At 61.4% G+C, this 14723-nt stretch carries 16 protein-coding genes; 9 read left to right on the plus strand and 7 right to left on the minus strand.

What is annotated here, in order from left to right; genetic code table 11:
• Positions 1 to 26 precede the first annotated feature (26 nt).
• Positions 27 to 1109 carry a hypothetical protein gene (locus HU806_RS24635; RefSeq protein ID WP_186615347.1) on the minus strand — a complete coding sequence of 361 codons (1083 nt, stop codon included), beginning with the start codon at positions 1107 to 1109 and terminating at the stop codon, positions 27 to 29.
• 258 nt (positions 1110 to 1367) lie between these two features.
• On the opposite strand from HU806_RS24635, the gene HU806_RS24640 reads away from it, so the two are divergent.
• Genes HU806_RS24640 through HU806_RS24665 form a run of 6 tightly spaced genes read left to right on the plus strand, consistent with a single transcriptional unit; the run spans position 1368 to position 7425 of the window.
• Complete coding sequence (locus HU806_RS24640; RefSeq protein WP_186615349.1) at positions 1368 to 4289, plus strand: monovalent cation/H+ antiporter subunit A; 2922 nt, start codon at positions 1368 to 1370, stop codon at positions 4287 to 4289.
• Positions 4289 to 4633 carry a Na+/H+ antiporter subunit C gene (locus HU806_RS24645; protein WP_038579788.1) on the plus strand — a complete coding sequence of 115 codons (345 nt, stop codon included), beginning with the start codon at positions 4289 to 4291 and terminating at the stop codon, positions 4631 to 4633. Before HU806_RS24640 ends, HU806_RS24645 begins: the two co-directional genes overlap by 1 nt.
• On the plus strand, positions 4630 to 6315 hold the full coding sequence (locus tag HU806_RS24650; RefSeq protein ID WP_186615351.1) for a monovalent cation/H+ antiporter subunit D: 1686 nt from the start codon (positions 4630 to 4632) through the stop codon (positions 6313 to 6315). The genes HU806_RS24645 and HU806_RS24650 overlap by 4 nt, the downstream gene beginning before the upstream one ends.
• Positions 6312 to 6800, plus strand: a complete 489-nt coding sequence (locus tag HU806_RS24655) for a Na+/H+ antiporter subunit E (RefSeq protein WP_186615353.1) — start codon at positions 6312 to 6314, stop codon at positions 6798 to 6800. The genes HU806_RS24650 and HU806_RS24655 overlap by 4 nt, the downstream gene beginning before the upstream one ends.
• Positions 6797 to 7075: a K+/H+ antiporter subunit F gene (locus HU806_RS24660; RefSeq protein WP_186615355.1), complete on the plus strand. Its 279-nt coding sequence runs from the start codon at positions 6797 to 6799 to the stop codon at positions 7073 to 7075. The genes HU806_RS24655 and HU806_RS24660 overlap by 4 nt, the downstream gene beginning before the upstream one ends.
• Positions 7072 to 7425 carry a Na+/H+ antiporter subunit G gene (locus tag HU806_RS24665; RefSeq protein ID WP_186615357.1) on the plus strand — a complete coding sequence of 118 codons (354 nt, stop codon included), beginning with the start codon at positions 7072 to 7074 and terminating at the stop codon, positions 7423 to 7425. Before HU806_RS24660 ends, HU806_RS24665 begins: the two co-directional genes overlap by 4 nt.
• 39 nt (positions 7426 to 7464) lie before the next feature.
• Here the strand turns inward: HU806_RS24665 and HU806_RS24670 are convergent, their stop codons facing one another.
• From HU806_RS24670 to HU806_RS24680, 3 genes are all read right to left on the minus strand, one after another.
• Complete coding sequence (locus tag HU806_RS24670) at positions 7465 to 7902, minus strand: DUF3995 domain-containing protein (protein ID WP_186615359.1); 438 nt, start codon at positions 7900 to 7902, stop codon at positions 7465 to 7467.
• 137 nt (positions 7903 to 8039) lie between these two features.
• Positions 8040 to 9050, minus strand: coding sequence for an ABC transporter substrate-binding protein (locus tag HU806_RS24675; protein ID WP_186615361.1), 1011 nt, complete (start codon positions 9048 to 9050; stop codon positions 8040 to 8042).
• 189 nt (positions 9051 to 9239) lie between these two features.
• Positions 9240 to 9689, minus strand: coding sequence for a hypothetical protein (locus HU806_RS24680; protein ID WP_186615410.1), 450 nt, complete (start codon positions 9687 to 9689; stop codon positions 9240 to 9242).
• A gap of 415 nt (positions 9690 to 10104) precedes the next feature.
• On the opposite strand from HU806_RS24680, the gene HU806_RS26590 reads away from it, so the two are divergent.
• From HU806_RS26590 to HU806_RS24690, 3 genes are all read left to right on the plus strand, one after another.
• Positions 10105 to 10365 (plus strand): hypothetical protein, encoded by a 261-nt coding sequence (locus HU806_RS26590; RefSeq protein ID WP_238350236.1) that lies wholly within the window; start codon positions 10105 to 10107, stop codon positions 10363 to 10365.
• A gap of 108 nt (positions 10366 to 10473) precedes the next feature.
• Positions 10474 to 10704, plus strand: a complete 231-nt coding sequence (locus tag HU806_RS24685) for a hypothetical protein (protein WP_186615362.1) — start codon at positions 10474 to 10476, stop codon at positions 10702 to 10704.
• An 87-nt stretch (positions 10705 to 10791) separates the two neighbouring features.
• Positions 10792 to 11028, plus strand: a complete 237-nt coding sequence (locus tag HU806_RS24690) for a DUF2789 family protein (RefSeq protein WP_186615364.1) — start codon at positions 10792 to 10794, stop codon at positions 11026 to 11028.
• Between the two features lie 146 nt (positions 11029 to 11174).
• Here the strand turns inward: HU806_RS24690 and HU806_RS24695 are convergent, their stop codons facing one another.
• From HU806_RS24695 to HU806_RS24705, 3 genes are all read right to left on the minus strand, one after another.
• Positions 11175 to 12845, minus strand: coding sequence for a methyl-accepting chemotaxis protein (locus HU806_RS24695; protein WP_527251170.1), 1671 nt, complete (start codon positions 12843 to 12845; stop codon positions 11175 to 11177).
• Positions 12846 to 12953: 108 nt separating this feature from the next.
• Positions 12954 to 13358 (minus strand): TraR/DksA family transcriptional regulator, encoded by a 405-nt coding sequence (locus HU806_RS24700; RefSeq protein WP_186615368.1) that lies wholly within the window; start codon positions 13356 to 13358, stop codon positions 12954 to 12956.
• Positions 13359 to 13684: 326 nt separating this feature from the next.
• Complete coding sequence (locus HU806_RS24705; protein ID WP_186615370.1) at positions 13685 to 14707, minus strand: ABC transporter permease; 1023 nt, start codon at positions 14705 to 14707, stop codon at positions 13685 to 13687.
• Between the last annotated feature and the right edge of the window lie 16 nt (positions 14708 to 14723).

A 14723-nucleotide genomic window follows, 5' to 3' on the forward strand; every position in this document is an offset into this window, starting at 1 on the left:
GGCGGGGTTCAAACCCGCTGAGTTTCTTACGCCATTTCGTGACGGCTTGCGCCGTCAGTCCCAGGCGACCAAGCTTTGCCTGGCGCACATAAACCTGGCCCCTTCAAGGCAATGCTCTTCAACTCACCGAGCATCGCCACGGCCGACTGGACAGCCTTGTCCAATACCGCCGTGTCTTGCCGGGGCACAAACACGGTCCCCTGGCTCAATACCATCCCGCCCCCAGTCATCGAAAGCGCAGGCACACTCAGGGTATGGACTTGCCTGAACCGCTCAAGTCGAGTGCTTTCATCCACTTGCTGTTTAAAGCGGATGCGCTCCGCTCGCTGCTCGGCATACTGGCGTTGGCGCTCCTGGACAACCTCCCGCTCCCGCCAGACCACGGTCTGTTCGGCATGGTGCCGGGCCAGCGCGTTGGATTTTTCGGTCAGGGCCTTGATCTGCGCCGACAGTAATTGCGCCTCTTGGGCAGCGGTATAAGCCTGCTCCCAGAGTCGATGACCTTCTTCAAGCGCGGCGCCGAATTGAGCCAGTCGCGTGCGGTAGTCATTCGCCGAACGGATGAGCGGATCCTGTCCGTCGAAGACACGGGCTGCGCTGTTCTTGGCGTTGAGTTCGGTGGTTTTTCGGGCGATCAGCCCGTCGATCTCGTTTTTCTCTTTGGTGATGGTGTAAAGCTGCCAGCGTTCGGTCGAGTTCGAAACGGGGGGCCGTTTTGCAGCGGCGATGTCCTTTTGCAGCGACGCGTCGAGTTGTTGCCTTTTGCCCGCGAAGTTCCGATCCACCTCGGCCCGGGTATTGGTGTATCGCTGGACCATTGTCGCCAGCAGGTGTTGCCGTGCCTGGAGACGCGCTTGCTCCTGGGCCGCGGCGGTGGCCTTGGCCTTCTCCGCGTCTGCCTTTGCCTGAGCTTCTTGCTGGGCCTTAAGCTGTTCGTACCTGGCTCTGGCCCTGGCTTTACGGCGGCGTCTGCTGCGGCTGCTGCCCGAGCCACCAAACCCGCCTGAAAAGCCGCCGCTACCGACCTGGAAACCGCCACCTGAAGCCGTTGGCCCAGGACTGATGACTACTGTTCCATCTGATCCATCGTTAAGTGTTCGGTTTGCCATACAGTTCTCCTTATCTGTATGGCGCAGGATGGCGATGGAGCCCTGTTCGGGTGCGGTACATATGCACCGCACCCGAACACTGTTTTTAAGGCAGGAGTGCCTTGTTACCCTTGGCCGATCCCAACGAACCGACGCTCACCGAAACATCCAAAAACAGGAAAAATCCATCTACCTTGTAGGATTCTGCGACACCCTCGCGGTTGGTGATCTGGAATACGCCACGTATGATCCCGGACAACCTTTGCCGAATAGAAACCTATGTCACTGATAGTTCTATTGCTTTTGCCCTTCATCGGCAGCTGCCTGGCGGCCTTGCTGCCGCATAACGCGCGTAACGCCGAATCCTTGCTGGCGGGCCTTGTGGCGCTGGCCGGCACCGTTCAGGTGGCATTGTGGTATCCGCAGATTGCCGATGGCGGCGTGATCCGCGAGGAATATTCATGGTTGCCGAGCCTGGGCCTGAACCTGGTGCTGCGCCTGGACGGTTTCGCCTGGCTGTTTTCCTTGCTGGTGCTGGGCATCGGCACGCTGGTGTCGTTGTACGCCCGTTACTACATGTCGCCGGACGATCCGGTGCCGCGTTTCTTCGCGTTTTTCCTGGCGTTCATGGGCGCCATGCTCGGGTTGGTGATTTCCGGCAACCTGATCCAAATGGTGTTTTTCTGGGAACTGACCAGCCTTTTCTCATTCCTGCTGATCGGCTATTGGCATCACCGCGCCGACGCTCGACGCGGCGCCTATATGGCGTTGATGGTGACCGGCGCCGGCGGGCTGTGCCTGTTGGCCGGGGTGATGCTGCTCGGCCATGTGGTGGGCAGCTATGACCTGGACAAGGTCCTGGCCGCCGGCAACCTGATTCGTGACCATGCCCTCTATCCCATCCTGCTGCCGCTGATCCTGATCGGCGCCTTGAGCAAAAGCGCCCAATTTCCTTTTCATTTCTGGCTTCCCCACGCCATGGCCGCGCCCACGCCGGTGTCGGCCTACCTGCACTCGGCGACCATGGTCAAGGCCGGAGTGTTCCTGTTGGCGCGGTTGTGGCCTTCGCTGTCGGGCAGCGAGGAGTGGTTCTATATCGTCGGCGGCGCAGGGGCTTGCACCTTGGTGCTGGGCGCCTACTGCGCGATGTTCCAGAACGACCTCAAGGGCCTGCTCGCCTATTCGACCATCAGCCACCTCGGGCTGATCACCTTGCTGCTGGGCCTGAACAGTCCGCTGGCGGCCGTGGCGGCGGTGTTCCATATCCTCAACCACGCGACGTTCAAGGCTTCGCTGTTCATGGCCGCCGGGATCATCGATCACGAGAGTGGCACCCGGGACATTCGCAGGCTCAGTGGCCTGGTCAGGCTGATTCCGTTCACCGCGACCCTGGCCATGGTGGCCAGCGCGGCGATGGCCGGGGTGCCGCTGCTCAACGGCTTCCTGTCCAAGGAAATGTTCTTCGCCGAGACCGTGTTCATCTCGGCCACGGCCTGGGTCGAGTTGGCGCTGCCGATCATCGCCACCATCGCCGGCACATTCAGCGTCGCCTACTCCCTGCGCTTTACCGTGGATGTGTTCTTCGGCCCCACCGCCACCGACCTGCCCCACACGCCCCATGAGCCGCCGCGCTGGATGCGCGCGCCGGTGGAGTTGCTGGTGTTCACCTGCCTGCTGGTGGGGATTTTCCCGGCCCAGGTGGTCGGTTCGTTGTTGGCCGCCGCGGCGCTGCCCGTGGTGGGCGACCCGCTGCCCGAGTACAGCCTGGCAATCTGGCACGGGCTGAACGCGCCCATGATCATGAGCCTGGTGGCGATGTCGGGCGGCATCGTCCTGTATCTGCTGCTGCGCAGCCAATTCAAACAAGGCCACATCAAGCATCCGCCGTTGATCGGTCGCCTCAGCGGCAAGCGGCTGTTCGAACGCTGCCTGGTGCTGATGATGCGCCAAGGCCGGCGCTTGGAGCGCAGGATCAGCACCCGGCGCCTGCAAGCCCAACTGTTTTTCCTGGTACTGGCGGCGGTGTTGGCGGGGCTGATTCCGATGCTGCACAGCACGTTGGTCTGGGGCGACCGGCCGAAGATCCCCGGCTCCGTCGTGTTTGTCACCCTGTGGGTGCTGGCTATCGCCTGTGCCTTGGGCGCGGCCTGGCAGGCCAAGTATCACCGTCTCGCGGCGCTGACGATGGTCAGTGTCTGTGGCTTGATGACGTGCGTGACCTTCGTCTGGTTCTCGGCCCCCGACCTGGCCTTGACCCAACTGGTGGTTGAAGTGGTCACCACCGTGCTGATCCTGCTGGGCCTGCGCTGGCTGCCACGGCGGATCGAAGACGCGCTACCTCGGCCGAACAGTGAACGGCGCGCACGTATCCGGCGCCTGCGGGACTTGCTGCTGTCCGTCAGCGTCGGCGCCGGCATGGCGCTGCTGTCCTATGCAATGCTGACGCGCCAGACGCCCAATGACATCTCTTCGTTCTACCTCAGTCGGGCCCTGCCCGAAGGCGGCGGCACCAATGTGGTGAATGTGATGCTGGTGGACTTCCGCGGCTTCGATACCCTGGGGGAAATCACCGTGCTGGCGGCGGTGGCCCTCGCGGTGTTCGCCCTGTTGCGACGGTTCAGGCCGCCCAGGGAAAGCATGCAATTGCCGGCGCAACAACGCCTGCTGGCACCGGACGTGGTCACCGACCTGGTCAACCCGCGCCACGCCAGCGACACCGCGCTGGGCTTCATGATGGTGCCCTCGGTGCTGGTGCGCCTGTTGCTGCCCGTCGCGCTGGTGGTGTCTTTCTACTTGTTCATGCGTGGCCACAATCAACCGGGTGGCGGCTTTGTCGCCGGGCTAGTGATGTCGGTGGCGTTCATCCTCCAATACATGGTCGCCGGCACTCAGTGGGTCGAGGCGCAAATGAGCCTGCGGCCGCTGCGCTGGATGGGCACCGGACTGCTGTTTGCTACCGTCACCGGCCTGGGTGCGATGGCGGCGGGCTATCCGTTCCTGACCACCCACACCTGGCATTTCACATTGCCGCTGCTGGGCGACATTCATCTGGCCAGCGCGCTGTTTTTCGACATTGGCGTGTACGCCGTGGTAGTCGGCTCGACGCTGTTGATCCTCACCGCCCTCGCCCACCAGTCGGTGCGCGCGCACAAACCGGGCCTGCATCCCAAACCCGTCGCACAACCGGTAGGAGCCGCCTGATGGAAGAAGTCATCGCAATTGCAATCGGCGTGCTGGCCGCCTCGGGGGTCTGGCTGGTGCTGCGGCCGCGAACCTTCCAAGTGGTCATGGGCCTGTGCCTGCTGTCGTATGGCGTCAACCTGTTTATCTTCAGCATGGGCAGCCTGTTCATCGGCAAAGAGCCGATCATCAAGAACGGCGTGCCGCAGGACCTGTTGCATTACACCGACCCACTGCCCCAGGCCCTGGTGTTGACCGCCATCGTCATCAGCTTCGCCATGACCGCGTTGTTCCTCGTGGTGTTGCTCGCGTCCCGGGGACTGACCGGCACCGACCATGTGGACGGTCGGGAGCCCAAGGAATGACGCTGACGTCTCACCTGATCGCCGCGCCCATCCTGTTGCCGCTGCTGACTGCCGCGTTGATGTTGATGCTCGGCGAAAAGCACCGTCCGCTCAAGGCGCGGATCAACCTGTTTTCCAGCCTGCTGGGCCTGGGCATTGCCGTGCTGTTGTTGCGCTGGACCCAGGACCAGGCGCTGCCCGCGTCCATTGGCGTATACCTGCCGGGCAATTGGCAGGCACCGTTCGGCATTGTGTTGGTGGTCGATCGCCTGTCAGCCCTGATGCTGGTGCTGACCGGCATCATCGGTGTGTGCGCCCTGCTGTTCGCCATGGCCCGATGGGACCGTGCCGGGGCGAGTTTTCATGCCTTGTTCCAGATCCAGCTCATGGGCCTCTACGGAGCGTTCCTGACGGCGGACCTGTTCAACCTGTTCGTGTTTTTCGAAGTCTTGCTGGCGGCATCCTACGGTTTGATGCTGCATGGTTCGGGCCGGGCGCGGGTGTCGTCGGGGCTGCATTACATCTCCATCAATCTGCTGGCTTCGTCGCTGTTCCTGATTGGCGCGGCCCTGATCTACGGTGTCACCGGAACATTGAACATGGCCGACCTGGCCTTGAAAGTGCCCCTGGTGCCGGAAGCCGACCGCGGCCTGCTACACGCTGGGGCGGGGATTCTCGCGGTGGCGTTCCTGGCCAAGGCCGGCATGTGGCCGCTGAACTTCTGGCTGGTGCCGGCCTACAGCGCGGCCAGCGCCCCGGTGGCGGCACTGTTTGCGATCATGACCAAGGTGGGCGTCTATACGATCCTGCGCTTGTGGACGCTACTGTTTTCCGGGCAGGCCGGCGCGTCGGCGTATTTCGGGGCAGACTGGCTGATCTATGGCGGCATGGTGACGATCGTCTGCGCAGGGATCGCCATCCTCGCGGCCCAGCGCCTGGAGCGCATGGCCAGCCTGAGTATCCTGGTCTCGGCGGGGATCCTGCTGTCAGCCATCGGCTTTGCCCAGCCCAACCTCGTCGGGGCCGCGCTGTTTTACCTGGTGAGTTCGACCCTGGCGCTCTGCGCGCTGTTCTTGCTGGCCGAGTTGATCGAACGGTCACGCTCGGCCAATGAAGCGCCATTGGACGATGACCTCGACAGCCTGCCGCGCCCGCTGGAGTCCCTGCAGCCGCCCAAGGGCATCAACCTCGACGACGAGCAGAAGGCCGTGGTCGGCCAAGTGATTCCCTGGACGATGGCCTTCCTCGGCTTGAGTTTCATTTTCTGTGCATTGTTGATTATCGGCATGCCGCCGCTTTCAGGCTTCATTGCAAAATTGGGACTGCTCCATGCGTTGCTCAATCCCCAGGGGCTCGGCGCGGCTGCCGACGTACCCGTGTCGCCCGCGGCGTGGGGCTTGCTAGGGTTGCTGATCCTGTCGGGGCTGGCTTCGCTGATCGCTTTTTCACGACTGGGCATCCAACGATTCTGGACGCCGCAAGAGCGGCCCTCACCGCTGCTGCGACAGTTCGAATGTCTGCCGATCATCGTCTTGTTGGGCCTGGGGATCGCCTTGACCTTCAAGGCTGAGCCGTTGTTGCGCTACACCCAGTCCGCCGCCGACGCGCTGAACAACCCCGAACATTATGTGATGTCGGTGCTCGCCACCCGCACCGTGCCCAACCCTGAAACCCGCGCTGGGTTACGCGAGGTGCAGCCATGAAGCACCTGTTCCCCGCGCCATGGCTGTCCCTCGCGCTGTGGCTGCTCTGGCTGGCGTTGAATCTATCCCTCAGCGCCGGTCATGTGCTGCTTGGCGCCGCGCTGGGCTTCCTGGCGCCGCTGATGATGCGCCCGCTGCGACCACGCCCGATCCGCATCCGGCGACCGTGGGTGATGCTGCGGCTGTTCTTGTTGGTGGGGCGCGACGTACTGGTGTCCAACGTGGCCGTCGCCTGGGGCGTCCTGAACGCCGGGCGCCGCCCACCTCGCTCGCGGTTCCTCAAGGTGCCGCTGGATCTGCACGATGCCAACGGCCTGGCGGTGCTGTCGATGATCACCACGGTGATTCCCGGGACGGTCTGGTCGGAACTGGCGCTGGACCGCAGCATCCTGCTGATGCACGTGTTTGATCTGGAGGACGAAGCGGCATTCATTGCGCACTTCAAGGCCACCTACGAGCGCCCCTTGATGGAGATTTTCGAATGAGCCCGCTGCTCTCCAATGCGATCCTGCTGAGCCTGTTTCTCTTCTCGCTGACTATGGTCCTGACGCTGGTGCGCCTGTTCAAAGGCCCTTCGGCCCAAGACCGGGTCCTGGCGCTGGATTACCTGTACATCGTTGCGATGCTGATGATGCTGGTGCTGGGTATCCGTTATGCCAGCGACACGTATTTCGAAGCGGCGCTGCTGATCGCGCTCTTCGGCTTTGTCGGCTCGTTCGCCCTGGCGAAGTTCCTGTTGCGCGGCGAGGTGATCGAATGATGGGCGAACTGTCGTTGTGGGTGGAGATCCCGGTGGCAATCCTGCTGGTGTCCAGCAGTCTGTTCGCCCTGACCGGCGCGATCGGGCTGGTGCGGTTGAAGGATTATTTCCAGCGCATGCATCCGCCGGCGCTGGCCTCGACGCTGGGCGCCTGGTGCGTGGCGCTGGCCTCGATCATTTATTTCTCGGCCCTCAAATCCGGGCCGGTATTGCACGCGTGGCTGATACCGATCCTGTTGTCGATCACCGTGCCGGTAACCACCTTGCTACTGGCCCGGGCGGCCTTGTTCCGCAAGCGCATGGCGGGGGACGACGTGCCGGCGGAGGTGAGCAGTCGCCGGACCGACTGACAGACATTTCGAGCTGGTACAGCTTTTGGCATTCGTGGATCAAGTCCACGCCACCGTCAACAACCCCGCCCCCAGCACGACACACAACGGTGAGTAGACCCAGGTGTCGAGCCGGGCGAACGTCGAGTCCTTGACCTCCTTGAAGAAGCCCACCAGGTTCGACTCGCCGATGGCTCGGGCGAACATCACCAAGGCAATCGCGCTGATCAACCACTGCAGGGCGCGGTGGGTGACGGGCGGCGCGAGCAAGCCGACCCGCAGGCACACCAGCAGCGCAATCATCAGCAGCGCGATGGCCACCAACAACGTCAGCCATCCCGACGGGTTGAATGCCGGCCGCAACGTGCCGCCCTGCTTCACCGGAACCTGCGGCACCACCGCCGAAGCCGCCCATCGGCCACCTAGGGCCCAATACATATGAATCAAGCTGATGGTCGCAAACACTGCGACCAGCGACCGAGCCACTAAAAGCGTCATTCGCCAGCCTCCTGAATAAGGTTGAACAATCATCCTAGCTGGATTTTTGCATTTCGCTGGACGGGCGCAGGTTGCCAGTTTCCAGCGAGTGACGCCTTGCCCAGGATCAACTGTTCAATCGGCTGGCATCGAGCGCGCTACAGGGCGGCGGAAACCTTCTCGGCAACGTCCTTGGGCAACCATGCTTGCCAGACTTGGGGATGGGCCTTGAGGAACGCCTCGGCCGCTTCACGTGAAGGGGTGCGTTTCTCGCTCATGTCGGCCAGGGCCTTGTTCAGCGGTTCGATGGGCAAGTCGACCTTGCTGAAGAACTCGGCGATGTCGGGATGTTGCTTCTGGAACGGCGCGGAGACGCCAATCGACAGTTTCGACGCCAAGGACCGGGTTGGCTTCGGATTCGGGTTGTCGGCGTCGGTCAGGGTTTTCCAGGCCTCGGCGTCGAACGGCGGCTCTTGCAGTTGCACCAGTTTGAAACGTCCGAGCAACGGCGTCGGCGACCAGTAATAAAACAGGACGGGCTTGCCACGACGGATCGAGGAAGTGATTTCCGCGTCGAGCGCGGCTCCGGAGCCGCTGCGAAAATTGACATAGCTATCGGAAAGACCGTAAGCCTTGAGTTTCTGTTTATTGACCACTTCGGACGTCCAGCCGATGGGGCTGTTGAGGAAACGTCCCTTGTCGGGGCTTTCCGGGTCCTTGAACACATGTTTGTAGCGCGCCAGGTCCTCGACGCTACGCAGGTCCGGCGCCAACGGCTTGATGCCCTTGGCCGGGTCACCCTTGATGACGTATTCCGGCACCCACCAACCTTCGGTCGCACCCTTGACGGTATCGCCCAGGGCGACCACCTTGCCTTCAGCCTCGGCCTTGACCCACACCGGGCTGCGCCCCGCCCATTCCTCGCCGATCACTTGGATGTCGTTATTGGCCAGGGCGGTTTCCAGGGTAATGGTGGTGCCCGGCAACGTATCGGTCGATAGCCCGTAGCCCTTTTCGACGATGACCCGAAGGATGTCGGTGATCAGGCTGCCGCTCTCCCAGTTCAGGTCGGCGAAATGGATCGGCGCCGATGCGGCTGATGACGGGAGTGGCGAAACCAATACAGCGAGGGTGGCCCAGGCAGCCAGCCACTGTCGAACGCGTTTCATGCTTGATACCTCGTGCCGGATACAGCAGTGACCGAACGGCGTTGCGAACCAAGCGCAAGCCTGTAGATAGTTCAGTCAATTGACTGTAGCCAAGGTTCCAGCAAGCGCCGTGTAAAAACTGTTACAGGTGCGCAAAGTCCGAAAGCGATTCAAACCGATGCGTCCGTTTACTTAGCGGCGGCGCACTTTCTATTCGCTGGCCTTGAATGTCACGAGTTCACCCTTGCGCCATTTGGCTGCCTTCGCAGTGACCGCTTTCAGAGTCTTGGTCAAGCCTTCCTGCAGCTGTTCGTTGGCCGCGAACACCGTCACCACGCTGTGGCCTTCCTTGAACAGGATCGCATGACCGTCTGCTGTCGTGACGAACGCGTAGTCACCCAGGCCATAGACTGTCAACTTGATCTCACGAAACTTGATTTCAAACTTGCCACCCTCGCGACTTGGCAACACCGCCGCGCGAAAATGGTCGCCAACCTTGAGTTCGAGCCTGGGCTTGTCATCCACCACCAGCGCCGATTCGGTATCGATTTCGGCAATGTAAATACCTTCGGCGGTCTGCTCGGTAACGTAGACAAATCGTGACTGGAATTGCTTGACCAGTTTTGCCCGCAGGTCACCCAGAACAAATAACGCATGCATGTCGAGATTACTTACTGCCAAGGAAACATCCCCATCTTTTTAAACGGGCCACGCTCCAGGCGTGGACCAAGAGAACCCGCACGGTCGCAAGGGACCTGTCATTGAATGCAAAAGTGAACGGCGCACCCCTGACCCAGGGCGAGAGAAGACTAAAGGATCGCCACGCTCGCTGTCTTTCCCAGAGATCGTCAGGGGCTGAAGGAAAACACCACACTGATTATCGGAAAAGGTGGGACTACTAACTTTAGGGAAATTTCTCACTTAGAAAAGCATTTTTCTGACATCGAGACCAAAAAAAATTGCTTTAGATAGGCACCACATCCACACGGCGCTGCTGATTCTAGAGCAGCCAATGGCGTGGAGACTACTCGAAACAACCGACAATTCGTCGGTAAACCATAGAAAAGGAATTCACATGGGTACTTTCACAACCCTGATCCGCCCCGTTAGCTCGCGTGTTGTCCAAGCACATGAGCCCGTTGATGGCTGCGAAGACAGTGCAAATCCCTTGATCCAGCCGCAATACAGGGTCGTTCTGGCCGGTAAGTGCTTTTTTCATATCGAAGAGACGTCGACTGGACGTGTAAGAGGTTTCCGAGCCGATCATAACGAAGCCTGCCACCTGGCCAGAAGCCTGGAACGGAACCCTGCCGTCCCATCTGCGCCCTGTCGATGACTTAACTGAGCCGCCGACCTGCAACTGCTGCCATACTGGCGGCCCAGCGGAGACCGCCGCCTATCGGCGGTCTTCGCACAATAATATGACTTGAACGGAAGGCGCGACGTGACGGAACTTGATATTGGCGATTTTTTCATCCGGGGCGAAGCGAGAGAAGTCGAAGGCGAGTTTCAGGCCGTCATTGTAATGCGCGCCAAATCACCTTCGACCGCTGTCACCTATCACCAGGTGGAAAAGGATCGCTGGTTCAAGACCCCGGAAATCGCTGCCGAGGCCGCCAGGGATGCGGCAAAAGCCTTGAAGCTTGCGGTGGACGAAGGTGCGCTTAAAGCTTGAAATCGATCGAACTCCTGGCGACCGCTTGCCCTCAGATAAGGGAAGCAACCGAAGCGCCATGACGGCGCCAGCCTAAAGGAGTCCCCCATGCAACAGCCATCCCACGATCTCAAGACCCTGTTCGACCAACTCGGACTGCCCTCGGAGGGCACCGACATCGACGGTTTCATCGGCGAGCACCCACTGGACCCGGACACCAAACTGGTCGATGCGCCTTTTTGGTCGGATCAGCAAAAGGATCTTCTCAGGGAATGGCTGCTCGCCGACGGTGAGGAAGCGGTGCTGGTGGATCAACTGAATGTGCGCTTGCACGCCGGCAAGTAACCTCAACCACCAGGCGGCTCTTGTGGCGAGGGAGATTGCTCCCGCTCGGCTGCGCAGCAGTCGCCGGCCTTATTGGGCCCGCTTCGCAGGCCAGCGGGAGCAATCCCCCTCGCCACAAGAGCTCGACGCACAGGTTGCGTTAAGACTCAGCGCGCCTTCTCGGGCTTATAGCCCAACCGCAACCCACCCCAATGGCGGCCCTTGAGCATGATCGGCACCGACAGGTCGTGCATCAACTCGCCCGTGTCGCGCGTGTAGGTCTGCAGCAGCACCGGCTGCTGGTGGCTGCCACAGCGGATCCCGGTACGATCGGAGAACTTGCGCTTGGTGCGGTTGTTCAGGGTGTCGACCTGAGGATCGCCGGTCAGCGGCTGGCAGAACGCATTGTTATGCGTCGGCACGTAGCCTTGCTGGGTGCAAGCGATCGCAAACACCAGGCCCTCGTGCCGGGCCAGCAACGGCTCCTGGATTCCTGGCAGCACCTGATCGGTGTAGCGGTCGAAACGCGTCTGGAACTTGGCCGGATGGGTGTTGGGGATGGGCTGGTAGCTCCGGTCGAACAGGTCGTCCAGACTGATACGACCCTGGTCGATGTCCGCTTCGAACTGCGCAGCAATCCGGCTCGCCCCTTCACGCGCAAGGTCGTAGACCCGCTGGTGATAATCGTCCAGGCCCACTTCGGCCAGGCGTTCGCTGATGGTTTCAGCCTGGCCTTCCATCTGGATGGCGGCCTCGGCCAGGCGCTGGGTCTGTTGGTCACTGACCGCCAGGTCGCTGCGCATTTGCTCGATGGCATGGAACAGGCTGTCGAGTTGCCCACGGTTGGTGTCCGTGCCTTGGGCGATAGCGCTGACCTGGGTTTCGACGCCGGCCGCGAGCCGGGCGATGTTCTCCAGGTGTTCGCCGGTGTGCTCGACTTGCTGCACGCCGCTGTCCAGGTCGCCGGCCAGTTGGCGGATCTGTTCGACCACTTGCGCGGTGCGCTGCTGGATGTCCGCCACCATGACCCCGACCTCACCGGTCGCCGCAGCCGTGCGTCCGGCCAAGCCGCGAACCTCGTCGGCCACCACAGCGAAACCGCGTCCATGCTCACCGGCCCGCGCCGCTTCGATGGCGGCATTGAGGGCCAGCAAGTTGGTCTGACTGGCGATCGATTGGATCACCAGGGTGACACGCTGGATTTCGTCGCTGCGCACGCTCAGCGCCTCGATCAACTCGCGACTGTCGTTGGCGCGCTGGCTGAGCTGGTGCATGCGACTGATGGACTCCACCAGCTCGCTGCGCCCGGCCACACTGCTGCGATGGGCCTCGCTGGCCGCGCCCAAGGCCTGCTGGCTGAGCTGTGAGGTAGCCTGCTCGGTTGCGATCATCGCTTCGGCGTTGCTGACAATCTGCGCCGCAGCACCGAGCTGCGACTGGACTTTGCCGGCCAACTGCTTGACGGAATAGGCCACGCCTGCGGCAGACAATGCGTTATGGCTAGTGGTGTAGGAGAGATCGCGGGTCAGTTCGGCCAGGCTGTCGCTCGACGTCGATATGGGTGCACTGGCCAGGCGCGAGCGCAGGCGTGGTAACCAGACGATGAGCATCGCCAAGGGCAGGCCCATGTACAACGGCCAACCGCCCAGGGTCATGCCGCACAGCAGCAAGGCCAGCGCGAGGCTTTGCAACGTCGGCGCAAGCCAGCGCGCCGTGCCACGCGTCGCGGGCACCGAGGCCGGCACCGTCCCCGCCAGAGATCCGTCTGTCGCCATTTTCGCCACCATAGTTCTCATTGTTATGCACGCATTAAACGCCACTACGGGGCCATTATCCATGGTCCATTAGTCGTGTTTTTGCGTCAGCTCAAGAGAAACAGGCAGACAAGCGAAAACAAAAGATCGCAGCCTCCGACAGAAGGCTGCGATCTTTTTACGGAACGCGGATCAGGCCTGACGCTGGTGCTTGTCGATCTGCTCGTGACGTTCCTGGGCTTCGATGCAGTACTTGGTGGTCGGGCTGATCAGCAGGCGCTTGAGGCCGATCGGCTCGCCGCTGTCGTCGCACCAGCCGAAGCTTTCGTCGTTGATGCGGTCCAGGGCCTGCTCCAGTTGCGGAAGCATGCGCTGGTCACGATCGATGGCGTTGACCAACCAGGTGCGCTCTTCTTCCACGGAAGCGGCGTCCGCCGGGTCGGCCGGGGTGTCCAGGCTCTCAATGGCGATTCGGTTCTGTTCGATGCGCTCGTGGGTTTCAACCTTCATGTTCTGCAACAGCTTGGTGAAGTAAGCCAGCTGCTCGGCATTCATGTAGTCATCCGCCGGCATGGCCAGCAACTTTTCCTTTGTCATTGATTTCTCTATAAAAAAACGTGCATTAAGGCGAATTATGAAGCGTCCCGCATTAAGCCGCCACGCTCATCGGGAAGGCGCCGTCTATTCCAAGCGCCACCCGGCACTCAATTTACGAGGGGCGGCAGTCTAAGGCCGAGTTGTGGCGTCAGCAACTGAAAACATGGGGAAAACGTCCGACAACCCCTACAAATGCTGTCTGACAGACTCAAGGCGACCATCGGAGTGCGTTTATAACAAGAAATTTGCTGCAATGGCTGTATTAAGAAGACAAATGGCAACGCCACGCGGGTCAGGCGTGGCGCGTTGTCGCATCGGCGGGATGCCTAGCGCTTGAGTTTGCGTTTGTTGCGGTATTGGTCGATGACCACCGCGACCACAATGATCAGCCCTTTGATGATGTCCTGGATATAGGCATCGACGCCGACGAAGGTGAATCCACTGGCCATCACCCCGAGGATCAGCGCACCGATCACCGTTCCGGTGATACGCCCCACACCACCGGCCAGGCTGGTGCCACCGATCACCGCCGCGGCAATCGCGTCCAGTTCATAGGACATGCCCATGCCTGCCTGCCCGGTCGCCGCTCGCGCCGATGCCACCACCCCGGCCAGGCCCGCCAGCAACCCGGCGATGCTGTAGACAATCACCAAGTGACGCTTGACGTTGATGCCCGAGGTGCGCGCCGCCTGCATGTTGCCGCCGATGGCGTAGGTGTATTTGCCGTACTTGGTGTAGCGCAAGGCGATGTGGAAGATCACCGCCACCACCAGGAAGATGATCACCGGCATCGCGCCGTGGCCGATGGCGGTGTAGGAATCGGACAACATGCTCACCGGCTGGCCTTCGGTGTAATAACGCGCCAGGCCACGGGCCGAGACCATCATGCCGAGGGTGGCAATAAAGGGCGGGATACCGGTGATGGCGATGATGCTGCCGTTGATCGCCCCGGCCAGCAAGCCAACACCCAGTCCGGCGATCACCGGGATCCACACCGGCAAGTCCGTCAGGGAAGGAAACACCGCTCGGGCGAAGTCCGAAGTCTGGGCCAGGCTGGCGGCGATCATCGCCGACAACGCCAGCACCGAGCCGGATGACAGGTCGATGCCGGTGGTGATGATCACCTGGGTCACGCCGATGGCCAGCAGGCCAATGATCGACACTTGCAGGATCATCAGTACCAGCCGCTGTGAGTTCATCAGGAAACTCTGGTCACGCATGATCCAACCGAACATCTCGAACACCAGGCCGATGCCGATCAGCACCAGGAAGATGCTCAGTTCCGTCGGCAGCCGCCGACGCGTCCTGGCCGGTGTGGCCGCAGGTTTGTTTTCCAATATTGCGTTCATAGCCACTCACCTTTTC

This window comes from Pseudomonas sp. SWRI154 (assembly GCF_014268645.1).
Classification (GTDB): Bacteria; Pseudomonadota; Gammaproteobacteria; order Pseudomonadales; family Pseudomonadaceae; genus Aquipseudomonas; species Aquipseudomonas marvdashtae.

Bases quoted from the DNA above. Each gene is read 5' to 3' on its own strand.
- HU806_RS24635 (WP_186615347.1), bottom strand. From the start codon at position 1,109: ATGGCAAACCGAACACTTAACGATGGATCAGATGGAACAGTAGTCATC.
- HU806_RS24640 (WP_186615349.1), top strand. From the start codon at position 1,368: ATGTCACTGATAGTTCTATTGCTTTTGCCCTTCATCGGCAGCTGCCTG.
- HU806_RS24645 (WP_038579788.1), top strand. From the start codon at position 4,289: ATGGAAGAAGTCATCGCAATTGCAATCGGCGTGCTGGCCGCCTCGGGG.
- HU806_RS24650 (WP_186615351.1), top strand. From the start codon at position 4,630: ATGACGCTGACGTCTCACCTGATCGCCGCGCCCATCCTGTTGCCGCTG.
- HU806_RS24655 (WP_186615353.1), top strand. From the start codon at position 6,312: ATGAAGCACCTGTTCCCCGCGCCATGGCTGTCCCTCGCGCTGTGGCTG.
- HU806_RS24660 (WP_186615355.1), top strand. From the start codon at position 6,797: ATGAGCCCGCTGCTCTCCAATGCGATCCTGCTGAGCCTGTTTCTCTTC.
- HU806_RS24665 (WP_186615357.1), top strand. From the start codon at position 7,072: ATGATGGGCGAACTGTCGTTGTGGGTGGAGATCCCGGTGGCAATCCTG.
- HU806_RS24670 (WP_186615359.1), bottom strand. From the start codon at position 7,902: ATGACGCTTTTAGTGGCTCGGTCGCTGGTCGCAGTGTTTGCGACCATC.
- HU806_RS24675 (WP_186615361.1), bottom strand. From the start codon at position 9,050: ATGAAACGCGTTCGACAGTGGCTGGCTGCCTGGGCCACCCTCGCTGTA.
- HU806_RS24680 (WP_186615410.1), bottom strand. From the start codon at position 9,689: ATGCATGCGTTATTTGTTCTGGGTGACCTGCGGGCAAAACTGGTCAAG.
- HU806_RS26590 (WP_238350236.1), top strand. From the start codon at position 10,105: ATGGGTACTTTCACAACCCTGATCCGCCCCGTTAGCTCGCGTGTTGTC.
- HU806_RS24690 (WP_186615364.1), top strand. From the start codon at position 10,792: ATGCAACAGCCATCCCACGATCTCAAGACCCTGTTCGACCAACTCGGA.
- HU806_RS24695 (WP_527251170.1), bottom strand. From the start codon at position 12,845: ATGGATAATGGCCCCGTAGTGGCGTTTAATGCGTGCATAACAATGAGA.
- HU806_RS24700 (WP_186615368.1), bottom strand. From the start codon at position 13,358: ATGACAAAGGAAAAGTTGCTGGCCATGCCGGCGGATGACTACATGAAT.
- HU806_RS24705 (WP_186615370.1), bottom strand. From the start codon at position 14,707: ATGAACGCAATATTGGAAAACAAACCTGCGGCCACACCGGCCAGGACG.